A 10,664-nucleotide genomic window follows, 5' to 3' on the forward strand; every position below is an offset into this window, starting at 1 on the left:
ATGGACGATTGGCGGCACAGCACTCAACCTCACGTAATCGTTACGCTTGGAATGCTCGTTTTGCTTGTGCAAGAGACATAACTCTAGGATCGTTCGGGGTCCGATCAGGGCAGATCATATCTGGAGAACGACGGTGAGAAAGATTCTTGCGCTTGCGACGGCTGCAGCGCTGAGCCTGAGCGTCTCGGGCTTGGCCCTGGCCGACCCGAACGATCCCTGCGAGGACCCCAACGCGTCCACCTGCCCGGACTCTGACAATTTCGATCCCTGGGCGTGGGACGACTTCCACCAGGGGCCGAGCCAGCCGAACGATCCAACCACCGGGCCGATCTGCCAGAATCAGGTCGGCGATGCGTCGATCCCCCCGGAAGACTGGCCTGACGGCTGCGTCCTGCCCTGACCAATCAGCGGCAGGTGGGCCCTCAGGCCCGTCGGACCAGGCCTCGCGCCGCGGGGCCTGGTTTCCGCGCGCCGGAGGCCCGGCGCGTCGCTGTTCCCGGCGTCCGCGCCGACGGCTCGGTCCCTTGCGCCACGGCGGGGCGGGCCAGACTGGCTGAGCCGTCGGGCTTTCAAGCGACCGCGCACCCCTCCGGCTTCAGCACCCGCTTCGTCGACGCCGGATATTTCGCCATCAGCCGCGCCGGCCGGATCGGGCGCGGGACGAAGCCGCCGCCGCAGTTGGGACAGACGCCCTTCAGCGTCGCCTCCGCGCAATCCGCGCAGAAGGTGCATTCGAAGGTGCAGATGCGCGCCTCTGGACTGTCGAACGGCAGGTCGCGATCACAGCATTCGCAGTTGGGTCTGAGCTCAAGCATCGCTTTCTCCATTCCTCCCCCTCTGGGGATGGAGGAAGGTCGGCGGAGGCGACCGACGACCGGACCATGCGAAGCATGGTGGAGGGGGCCGGCCGCGGCAAGATCAGCTCGTCTCGCCGCCCGGCGCCAGGCGGAACAGCACCAGCCCCGCCACCACCAGCAGCGCCGCCGCCACCCGCATCGGGCTCAGATGCTCCTGCAGGAACACCACCCCGACGATGAAGGCCCCGACCGCCCCGATCCCGGTCCACACCACATAGGCGGTCCCCATCGGCATCGACTTCATGGCCAGCGACAACAGGCCGAAGCTCACCGCCATGAACCCCAGCGTCGCCACGCTCGGCCACAGGCGGGTGAAGCCCGCCGACTGTTTCATGAAATAGGCCCAGACGATTTCCAGCAGGCCGGCGATGATCAGATAGGTCCAGGCCATCGATCGGCCCTCCTCGCAAAGGGCCGGGCCGTCCCGGACTTGGTCCCCCCGACACTGGATCGGCGCGGGAGCGAGGACGTGGCCTCGTCTTGCGAAGGGCTATCTAGGGTCTGGGGCGCAGGGGTCAAGCGTGGGCGCCCTTGTCATCCCGGCCGACGCGAAGCGGAGAGCCGGGACGGGACCGGCTTAACAAACGAAAACGCCCGGGCAGCTCGCGAGCTGAACCGGGCGAAGATTGGCTTCATCCCGGCTCCCGGACAGGCTGCGCCTTCCGGGAGGAGGATTGTCGGGGTATCGCCGGTCCCGGACGCGGCGCAGCCGCGTCCGGGATGACAAGCGCTTACGCCGCCGCCACTTCCGAGGCCTGTTCGGCCAGGATGGTCAGGCCGGCCGGGGTCACGTCGGCGAAACCGCCGTGGACCTCGAACCGGCGGCGCGAACCGCCGTCGATGACGGTGACCACGCCTTCGCGCAGGGCGGTCATGAACGGCGCGTGGTCGGCCAGAACGCCGAAGTCGCCCTCGACGCCGGGCGCATCGACCTGGTCGACGAGGCCGGCGAAGACCTCGCGCTCGGGCGACACCAGCGAGAAGCTGAGCTTGCCGGCCATTACGCGGCGTCCGCGGCCAGCTTCTGGGCCTTCTCGACGGCTTCCTCGATGGCGCCGACCATGTAGAAGGCCGCTTCCGGCAGGTGGTCGTATTCGCCGGCGACGATGCCCTTGAACGAACGGATGGTGTCTTCCAGCGACACGAACTTGCCCGGCGAGTTGGTGAACTGCTCGGCCACGAAGAACGGCTGCGACAGGAAGCGCTGGATCTTGCGGGCGCGCGAGACGATCAGCTTGTCCTCTTCCGACAGTTCGTCCATGCCCAGGATGGCGATGATGTCCTTCAGCGCCTTGTACTGCTGCAGCACTTCCTGGACCGAACGGGCCACGCGGTAGTGCTCCTCGCCGATGACCAGCGGGTCCATGATCCGCGAGGTCGAGTCCAGCGGGTCCACGGCCGGGAAGATGGCCTGGGCGGCGATGTCGCGGTTCAGCACGGTCGTCGCGTCGAGGTGGGCGAAGGAGGCGGCCGGGGCCGGGTCGGTCAGGTCGTCGGCGGGGACGTAGATGGCCTGGACCGAGGTGATCGAGCCCTTCTTGGTCGAGGTGATCCGCTCCTGCAGGTTGCCCATCTCGGTCGCCAGGGTCGGCTGATAGCCCACGGCCGAGGGGATGCGGCCCAGCAGCGCCGACACTTCCGAGCCGGCCTGGGTGAAGCGGAAGATGTTGTCGACGAACAGCAGGACGTCCTTGCCCTCCTCGTCGCGGAAATATTCGGCCTGGGCCAGGCCGGTCAGGGCGACGCGGGCGCGGGCGCCGGGGGGCTCGTTCATCTGGCCGTAGACGAGGGCGCATTTCGAGCCCTCGGTCGAACCGCCGTTCTTGGCCGGGTCCACGTTGACGTTGGACTCGATCATCTCGTGATACAGGTCGTTGCCCTCGCGGGTGCGCTCGCCCACGCCGGCCAGCACCGAATAACCACCGTAGGCCTTGGCGATGTTGTTGATCAGCTCCTGCATGGTCACGGTCTTGCCCACGCCGGCGCCGCCGAACAGGCCGACCTTGCCGCCCTTGGTGTAGGGGCACATCAGGTCGATGACCTTGATCCCGGTGACGAGGATTTCCGACGAGGTCGACTGCTCCTCGAAGCTCGGCGCCTCGCGGTGGATCGGACGGTACATCGTCGTCTTGATCGGGCCCTGCTCGTCGATCGGCGCGCCGACGACGTTCATGATGCGGCCGAGCGTGCCCGGGCCGACCGGGGCCAGGATCGAGGTGCCGGTGTCGGTCACCGGCTGGCCGCGCGTCAGGCCTTCCGAGGTGTCCATGGCGATGGTGCGGACCATGTTCTCGCCGAGGTGCTGGGCGACTTCCAGCACCAGGGTGAAGGGCTGGCCGGTCTTCTGGTCGACGTTCTGCGTCTCCAGGGCGTTCAGGATCGCCGGCAGCTGGCCCTCGAACTCGACGTCGACGACGGCGCCGATGACCTGGGCGATCCGGCCCACGCCGGTGCCGGCGGTGACCACGGCGTTGCCGGTGGCGGCGGCGGCTTTCGGAGCCTTGGAAGCGGCGGGCTTCTTGGCGGCGGGTTTCTTGGCGGTGGTGTCGGTCATCGGTTCGTTCCGTTCGGAAGGTCGTATCTGTGCGGGGGTCGGATCAGAGCGCTTCGGCGCCGGCGATGATCTCGATCAGTTCGGTGGTGATCTGGGCCTGGCGCTTGCGGTTGTACTGCAGGGTCAGGCTGTTGATCAGGTCGCCCGCATTGCGCGTGGCGTTGTCCATGGCGCCCATCTGGGCCCCGAAGAAGCTGGCCTGGTTCTCGTACAGGGCGGCCAGCACCTGGGTGGTGATGTTGCGCGGCAGCAGGGTCTCGAGGATTTCCTCTTCCGAGGGTTCGTACTCGTAGGTCGCGCCGTTCAGATTGATCGGCGGGGCGTCGCCGTCGACGACCGCCGGAATCAGCTGCCGGGGCGTCGGCACCTGCGAGATGACCGACTGGAAGCGGCTGTAGAACAGGGTCACGACGTCGGCGTTGCCGGCCTCGAACTCCTCGGCGATCAGGGCCGCGATCGGCTCCGCCGCCGGCAGGCCGATGACCTTGTGGTCCGACATCTCGAAGGTGTGCACGAGGCGGTCGCCGTAGAGGCGGACCAGGCCGTCGCGGACCTTGCGGCCCACGGCGATGATCCGCACGTCCTTGCCCTCGGCCAGCAGCGACTTGATGCGCTCGCGCGCGGCGCGGATGACGTTGGTGTTGAAACCGCCGGCCAGACCCTTGTCGCCGGTGGCGACGACGATCAGGTGCTTCTGGTCGGAGCCCGTGCCGGCCAGCAGCTTCGGCGCGCCGTCGCCCGACACGCCGGCCGCCAGATTGGCGATCACGGCGGCCATCTTGCGGGCGTAGGGTCGGGCGCTCTCGGCCTGGTCCTGGGCGCGCTTCAGCTTGGCCGCGGCGACCATGTTCAGGGCCTTCGTGATCTTCTGCGTGGACTTCACGCTTCCGATCCGATTGCGCATTTCCTTGAGGCTGGCCATCCGGGGCTACTCTCTCGCTATCCGGGCCGGTCTCAGGCGAACGTCTTGAGGAAGGCGTCCAGCACCGACTTCAGCTCGGCCTCGAGCTCCGGCGTCAGGTCCTTCTTGGCGCGGATGCCGTCCAGCAGCGACGCGTTCGAGGACTTGATGCGGGCCAGCAGCTCGCTCTCGAAACGGCCGATGTCGCCCACCGCGATGCCGTCCAGATAGCCGCGCGTGCCGGCGTAGACCGAGACGACCTGCTCTTCCATGGTCAGCGGGCTGTACTGCGGCTGCTTCAGCAGCTCGGTCAGGCGCGCGCCGCGGGCCAGCAGCTTCTGGGTCGAGGCGTCGAGGTCCGAACCGAATTTGGCGAACGCCGCCATCTCCCGATACTGGGCCAGCTCGCCCTTGATCGAGCCGGCGACCTTCTTCATCGCCTTGGTCTGGGCCGAGGAGCCAACGCGCGACACCGAGATGCCGACGTTCACGGCCGGGCGGATGCCCTGGTAGAACAGGTCGGACTCGAGGAAGATCTGGCCGTCGGTGATCGAGATCACGTTGGTCGGGATGTAGGCCGAGACGTCGTTGGCCTGGGTCTCGATCAGCGGCAGGGCGGTCATCGAGCCCGAACCGTTGTCCTCGTTCAGCTTGGCCGAACGCTCCAGCAGGCGGCTGTGCAGATAGAAGACGTCGCCCGGATAGGCTTCGCGGCCCGGCGGACGGCGCAGCAGCAGCGACATCTGGCGGTAGGCCACGGCCTGCTTGGACAGGTCGTCATAGACGATCAGGGCGTGCATGCCGTTGTCGCGGAAGAACTCGCCCATGGCCGTGCCCGAGAACGGGGCCAGGAACTGCAGCGGGGCCGGCTCCGAGGCCGTGGCGGCGACGACGATGGTGTAGTCCAGGGCGCCGCGCTCCTCGAGCGTCTTGACGATCTGGGCCACGGTCGAGCGCTTCTGGCCGATGGCGACGTAGATGCAGTACAGCTTCTCGCCTTCGCTCTTGGCGGCGGCGTTGGTCGACTTCTGGTTCAGGATGGTGTCGACGGCGACGGCGGTCTTGCCGACCTGACGGTCGCCGATGATCAGCTCGCGCTGGCCGCGGCCGATCGGGATCAGGGTGTCGATGGCCTTCAGGCCGGTCTGCATCGGCTCGTGCACCGACTTCCGGGGGATGATGCCCGGGGCCTTGACGTCGACGCGGCGGCGCTCGGTGAACTCGATCGGGCCCTTGCCGTCGATCGGCTCGCCCAGCGGGTTGACGACGCGGCCCAGCAGGCCCTTGCCGACCGGCACGTCCACGATCTCGCCGAGGCGGCGGACCTCGTCGCCCTCGGCGATCTGGTTGTCCTGGCCGAAGATCACGGCGCCGACGTTGTCGCGCTCGAGGTTCAGGGCCATGCCCTTCACGCCGGCCTTCGGAAACTCGATCATCTCGCCGGCCTGGACGTTGTCCAGACCGTGGATGCGGGCGATGCCGTCGCCGACCGACAGCACCTGGCCGACGTCGGACACGTCGGCTTCAACGCCGAAATTGGCGATCTGCGACTTGAGGATGGCCGAGATTTCGGCGGCGCGGATGTCCATGACAGGCTCTCTGTTATCGTCTTGTCAGCGCGGCCCCGTCGGAGCCGCAGGCGTTAGGGTCAGGCCCGTTTCAGGGCGAACTTCATCTGGTCGAGCTTGGTCTTCAGCGAGGCGTCGAACAGCTTCGACCCCACCTTGACCTTGAGGCCGCCCAGGATCGACGGATCGACGCGGGCGGTCATTTCCGGGTCCTTGCCCAGCGAGGCTCGCAGGGCGGACTGGATGGATTTCATCTGGGCGGCGCTCAGGGCCTGGGCCGAAACGACCTCGGCGGCGACCACGCCCGTCTTCTTCGCGTACAGGACCTCGAAACCGGCGATTACGCCCGGCAGGTCGCGGGCGCGGCCGTTCTGGCCCAGCAGGCCGAGGAAATTCCGCGTCACGCCGTTGAATTTCGCGGCGTCGGCGATGGCGACCAGACCCTTTTGCTGATCCTCCGACGCGATCACCGGCGAGCTGGCCAGCCGGCGCAGGTCGGCGCTGTCGTTCCACGCGGCGCGCAGCGACGTCAGATCAGCGCGCACGGCGTCGAGGACGCCCGTCTCGTCAGCGAGGTCGAACAGCGCCTGTGCATAGCGCTCGCCGACTTCCGTCGTCCTGTAATCGTCAGCCACTGTATGGTCCGCGCGGGTTAGCGTTCGGGTTGTCGACCGGCGGCGGGGTGCGCGCCGATCAAAGGCCTGAAATGCTTGAAGAAAGCACGCCGGGGACGCGTCTCGCAACGCGCCCTCCGGCTCAGCCGGGCGCCTGATAGCACCCTAACCCCCCCGCCGCAACCGGGGCAGCCCGCCGCAGCGACCCGGCGGCGTAACCAGAATTGACGTGTCGTCCGGACGCCTCGAGGCGAAGACTGCCCCGCCCGCCCGTCCGGAAGTCCGCCATGACCGTTGTCCGCATCCTCATCGCCCTGGCCGCCGCCGCCATGCTGTCGGTCGCGGCCGCCGCGTCCGCCGCGGCCGGGGGCGGCGAACCGGGGTCGTTCCGGGTGATGAGCTACAACATCCGGGTCGACGTGCCGTCGGACAACCCGACCTGGACCGAGCGTCGCCCGCACATGGCGAACCAGATCGCCTTCCATGACCCGGACCTCCTTGGCGTGCAGGAGGCCCACTCCGCCATGGTCGGCTGGCTGGCCGGGCAACTGCCCGGCTACGACCGCTACGGCCTGGGCCGCGACGACGGCGGGCCGGTCGGCGAAACCACCACCCTGTTCTGGAAGCGCGACCGCTACGAGCGGATCCGGGCCGAAACCCTGTGGTGCTCGCCCACCCCGGACCGCCCGTCGAAGGGCTGGGACGCGGCCTACCCCCGCACCGTCACCCGCGTGCTGCTGCGCGACCGCCGCGACGGCCGGCTGCTGGACGTGCGCAACACCCATTTCGATCACGTCGGCGTCGTCGCCCGCGAGCAGTGCGCCGAACTGGTCGCCGGCCTTCCCCCGGTCGAGGTCGAGGGCGGGACCGCCGCCGTCGTGTTGATGGGCGACTTCAACACCGGGCCGGAGACCGCGCCGTATCGCCGCATCCTCGCCTCGGGTCTGCGCGACGCCCGCGCCGTCAGCCCGGTCGTCTTCGGTCCCGCCGGCACCTTCAACGCCTTCGACATCGCCAATGACAATGAAGGCGTCGCCATCGACCATGTCTTCATAGGGCCGGGCCTGGCGGTGGAGCGGTTCGCCGTGCCGACCGATTCCTTCGGCGGCCGGGTGATCTCGGATCATTTCCCCGTGGTCGCGGACCTGGTTCCGGTGGAACCCTGAGGCGGTCCGACGCGGCCCGGGGACCTCATCTGACGCTTGCCTGGAACGTCCCGCGCCCTTAGCGCTTTCCGCTCAAGCTTTTTCGCCGGGATCTCTCATGCTCGACTCCATCACGCCCCTGCTGTCCGACCCCGCCGCCTGGCTGGCGCTGGTGACCCTCGTGGTCATGGAAGTGGTGCTCGGCATCGACAACCTGGTCTTCATCTCCATCCTGTCGAACAAGCTGCCGGTCGAGCAGCGCTCCCGCGTCCGCCGCCTCGGCATCGCCCTGGCCCTGATCATGCGCCTGGCCCTGCTGGCCACCATCGGCTTCATCGTCGCCCTGACCAATCCGGTCTTCGACCTCGGCCTGACCGGCCCGATCGAGCACGGCGCCCCCCTGTTCGAGACCTCGTTCAGCTGGCGCGACCTGATCCTGATCGCCGGCGGCCTGTTCCTGCTGTGGAAGGCGACCAAGGAGATCCACCACACCGTCGACCCGACGCCGTCGGACCACGACCTGCTCGACAAGAAGGCGGTCGTCATCAACAACGCCGGCGCCGCCATCTTCCAGATCATCCTGCTGGACCTGGTGTTCTCGGTGGACTCCATCCTCACCGCCGTCGGCATGACCGATCACGTCCCGATCATGATGGCCGCGGTGATCATCGCCGTGACCGTGATGCTCCTGGCCGCCAACCCGCTGGCCGACTTCATCGACAAGAACCCGACCGTGGTCATGCTGGCCCTCGGCTTCCTGCTGATGATCGGCATGGTGCTGATCGCCGACGGCTTCGGCGTCCACGTGCCCAAGGGCTACATCTACGCCGCCATGGCCTTCTCCGGCCTGGTCGAGGGTCTCAACATGTGGAGCCGCCGCTCTTCCGAGAGGAAGGCCGCCGCCCTCGAGGCCCGTCAGGCCGAACTCAACAAGGCCGAGACCGCCGAACCGGGAGTGTAGCGGGACCCTTCTCCCTTGAGGGAGAAGGAATCGCGCTGCGCCCCCTCCCCCGCCCTCATGACGCTGGGCTGGCAATCCGCGGAATTATAGTCGGGTTCAGCGGAAAACATCGGGCTGTTTCAATCGCATCCGTTTTTCTCGAACCGATCTTCCCGCCTGAGAAACCGGCGGGCGCACAATGCCGGGGCTCACTGTCGCCGGTCTTTGACAATCGAATCCCGACACCCGAACGATCCGGACGGTTCGGACGGTTCGGACGGTTCGGACGGTCTTTTCCGGTTTTACCCGGGTGAAACCTCGCCTACAGGAAGCTGTACGGATCCACGTCCACGTTCAGCCGCACGCTGGCCGGGACCTTCACCCGCGCCAGCCAGGCCCGCAGGAAGCCCTGCAGGTCCACGTCCCGGTCGGCCCGGACCAGCAGCCGCTTCCTGCGCCGTCCCCGCACCAGCGCCAGCGGCGCGTCGGCGGGCCCATAGACCTCCAGCCGCTCGGCGTTCGGGATCGAGCCGGCCAGTTCGCGCGCGACCTTCTCGACCGCCGCCGCGTTCTCGCCCGACAGGATGATCGCCGCCAGCCGGCCGTAGGGCGGCAGGGACGCCGCCTCGCGCTCGGCCATCTCGGCCTCGACGAAGGCGTCGCGATCGCCCGCCGCCAGCGCCATCAGCACCGGATGTTCCGGCGTCCAGGTCTGCAGGATCGCCCGCCCCGGCTTCTCCGCCCGCCCGGCCCGGCCGGTCGCCTGGGTCAGCAGCTGGAAGGTCCGCTCGGCCGCCCGCAGGTCGCCGCCCCTCAGACCCAGATCGGCGTCGACCACCCCGACCAGGGTCAGGTGCGGGAAATTGTGCCCCTTGGCCGCCGCCTGGGTCGCCACCAGAATGTCGATCTCCCCGTCCGCCATCCGCTGGATCAGGGCCCGCGCCGACTTGCCGTCCGGCACGGTGTCCGAACTGAACACCGCCGTCCGCGCCTCGGGGAACAGCTGGCGCACCTCCTCCTCGACCCGCTCCACCCCCGGCCCGACCGCGACCAGCGAATCCTCGGCCCCGCACGAGGGACAGTGTTTCGGCCGCACCATGGTGAAGCCGGTCAGGTGGCAGACCAGCCGCCCGGTGTAGCGATGCTCGACCAGCCAGCTGTCGGTGTCCGGCGCCGTCATCCGGTGCCCGCAGGCCCGGCAAAGCACCACCGGCGCATAGCCCCGCCGGTTCAGGAACAGCAGCGTCTGCTCGCCCCGCGCCAGCGTCTCGCCGATGGCCTCCCTCAGCGGCTGCGACAGCCAGGTCTGCGGATCGGGCGGGTTCTGCCTCAGGTCCAGCAGGGCGATCTCCGGCATCACCGCCGCCCCGTGCCGCGCCTCCAGCTTCAGCCAGCCATAGCGCCCCAGATGGGCGTTCCACAGCGTCTCCAGCGACGGCGTCGCCGAAGCCAGAACCACCGTCGCCCCCTCGATCCGCGCCCGCGCCACGGCCAGGTCGCGGCCATGATAGACCAGCCCCTCCTCCTGCTTGAACGAGCCGTCGTGTTCCTCGTCCACCACCAGCAGCCGCAGGTTCGCATAGGGCAGGAACAGCGCCGAGCGCGCCCCGACCACGATGTTGCAGCGCCCCGCGACCACGGCCTCCCAGACCTGCCGCCGCTTCGGCGGGGCCACCCCTGAGTGCCACTCCGCCGGCGCCGCCCCGAACCGCGCCGCGATCCGCTCGATCAACGCCTGGGTCAGAGCGATTTCCGGCAACAGGATCAGCACCTGGGCCGTCGGATCGGCCCGCAGCGTCCGCGCCGCCGCCTCCAGATAGGCCTCGGTCTTGCCCGACCCGGTCACCCCATCCAGCAGGAACGGCGCGAACCCGCCCTTCGCCGTCGCCGCCGCGATCACCTCCGCCGCCGCCGCCTGATCCGGGTTCAGCGTCGCCGGCGCATGGTCCGGGTCGGGCGCGTCGAAGGCGGCCACGGCCTCGATCTCGACGACCTCCAGCACCCCTTCGTCGACCAGCCCCCTGACCACGCCCGACGACACCCCCGCCGCCCGCGCCAGATCGGGGCCCGGCAGGGCCCGTTCGC

At 68.7% G+C, this 10,664-nt stretch carries 11 protein-coding genes; 3 read left to right on the forward strand and 8 right to left on the reverse strand.

Annotated elements, in window-relative coordinates:
* Positions 1 to 133: 133 nt before the first annotated feature.
* Entirely contained in the window at positions 134 to 400 is a 267-nt protein-coding gene (locus tag RDU12_RS06995) for a hypothetical protein (protein ID WP_300293284.1), read from the forward strand.
* Between the two features lie 169 nt (positions 401 to 569).
* Here RDU12_RS06995 and RDU12_RS07000 read toward each other — a convergent pair whose 3' ends face one another.
* The 7 genes from RDU12_RS07000 to RDU12_RS07030 form a co-directional block, all read right to left on the reverse strand.
* Entirely contained in the window at positions 570 to 815 is a 246-nt protein-coding gene (locus RDU12_RS07000) for a DUF1272 domain-containing protein (protein ID WP_300290756.1), read from the reverse strand.
* Between the two features lie 103 nt (positions 816 to 918).
* On the reverse strand, positions 919 to 1,248 hold the full coding sequence (locus RDU12_RS07005) for a multidrug efflux SMR transporter (RefSeq protein WP_300290758.1): 330 nt from the start codon (positions 1,246 to 1,248) through the stop codon (positions 919 to 921).
* A gap of 340 nt (positions 1,249 to 1,588) precedes the next feature.
* The gene (locus tag RDU12_RS07010) at positions 1,589 to 1,858 is read right to left on the reverse strand and encodes an ATP synthase F1 subunit epsilon (RefSeq protein WP_300290760.1); all 270 of its coding nucleotides are present in this window, start codon (positions 1,856 to 1,858) and stop codon (positions 1,589 to 1,591) included.
* Positions 1,858 to 3,411, reverse strand: a complete 1,554-nt coding sequence (atpD, locus tag RDU12_RS07015) for a F0F1 ATP synthase subunit beta (protein ID WP_300290762.1) — start codon at positions 3,409 to 3,411, stop codon at positions 1,858 to 1,860. The genes RDU12_RS07010 and atpD overlap by 1 nt, the downstream gene beginning before the upstream one ends.
* 43 nt (positions 3,412 to 3,454) lie before the next feature.
* Positions 3,455 to 4,333 carry a F0F1 ATP synthase subunit gamma gene (locus RDU12_RS07020; protein WP_300290765.1) on the reverse strand — a complete coding sequence of 293 codons (879 nt, stop codon included), beginning with the start codon at positions 4,331 to 4,333 and terminating at the stop codon, positions 3,455 to 3,457.
* Between the two features lie 32 nt (positions 4,334 to 4,365).
* Complete coding sequence (gene atpA, locus RDU12_RS07025) at positions 4,366 to 5,901, reverse strand: F0F1 ATP synthase subunit alpha (protein WP_300290767.1); 1,536 nt, start codon at positions 5,899 to 5,901, stop codon at positions 4,366 to 4,368.
* A gap of 59 nt (positions 5,902 to 5,960) precedes the next feature.
* Positions 5,961 to 6,515 (reverse strand): F0F1 ATP synthase subunit delta, encoded by a 555-nt coding sequence (locus RDU12_RS07030; RefSeq protein ID WP_300290769.1) that lies wholly within the window; start codon positions 6,513 to 6,515, stop codon positions 5,961 to 5,963.
* Between the two features lie 266 nt (positions 6,516 to 6,781).
* Between RDU12_RS07030 and RDU12_RS07035 the strand changes: the two genes are divergently transcribed.
* Together RDU12_RS07035 and RDU12_RS07040 are read left to right on the forward strand one after the other, a co-directional pair.
* Positions 6,782 to 7,660, forward strand: coding sequence for an endonuclease/exonuclease/phosphatase family protein (locus RDU12_RS07035; protein WP_308684338.1), 879 nt, complete (start codon positions 6,782 to 6,784; stop codon positions 7,658 to 7,660).
* Positions 7,661 to 7,757: 97 nt separating this feature from the next.
* Entirely contained in the window at positions 7,758 to 8,600 is an 843-nt protein-coding gene (locus RDU12_RS07040) for a TerC family protein (RefSeq protein WP_300292248.1), read from the forward strand.
* A gap of 301 nt (positions 8,601 to 8,901) precedes the next feature.
* On the opposite strand, the gene RDU12_RS07045 is transcribed toward RDU12_RS07040, so the two are convergent.
* Positions 8,902 to 10,664, reverse strand: a 1,763-nt coding sequence (locus tag RDU12_RS07045) for a primosomal protein N' (protein ID WP_300292246.1), incomplete at its 5' end; no start/stop codon positions are given.

Origin of the sequence: Brevundimonas sp., from assembly GCF_031082345.1 — a bacterium.
GTDB lineage: Bacteria > Pseudomonadota > Alphaproteobacteria > Caulobacterales > Caulobacteraceae > Brevundimonas.

Bases quoted from the DNA above. Each gene is read 5' to 3' on its own strand.
- atpA (WP_300290767.1), bottom strand. From the start codon at position 5,901: ATGGACATCCGCGCCGCCGAAATCTCGGCCATCCTCAAGTCGCAGATC.
- RDU12_RS07040 (WP_300292248.1), top strand. From the start codon at position 7,758: ATGCTCGACTCCATCACGCCCCTGCTGTCCGACCCCGCCGCCTGGCTG.
- atpD (WP_300290762.1), bottom strand. From the start codon at position 3,411: ATGACCGACACCACCGCCAAGAAACCCGCCGCCAAGAAGCCCGCCGCT.
- RDU12_RS07010 (WP_300290760.1), bottom strand. From the start codon at position 1,858: ATGGCCGGCAAGCTCAGCTTCTCGCTGGTGTCGCCCGAGCGCGAGGTC.
- RDU12_RS07005 (WP_300290758.1), bottom strand. From the start codon at position 1,248: ATGGCCTGGACCTATCTGATCATCGCCGGCCTGCTGGAAATCGTCTGG.
- RDU12_RS07020 (WP_300290765.1), bottom strand. From the start codon at position 4,333: ATGGCCAGCCTCAAGGAAATGCGCAATCGGATCGGAAGCGTGAAGTCC.
- RDU12_RS07000 (WP_300290756.1), bottom strand. From the start codon at position 815: ATGCTTGAGCTCAGACCCAACTGCGAATGCTGTGATCGCGACCTGCCG.
- RDU12_RS07035 (WP_308684338.1), top strand. From the start codon at position 6,782: ATGACCGTTGTCCGCATCCTCATCGCCCTGGCCGCCGCCGCCATGCTG.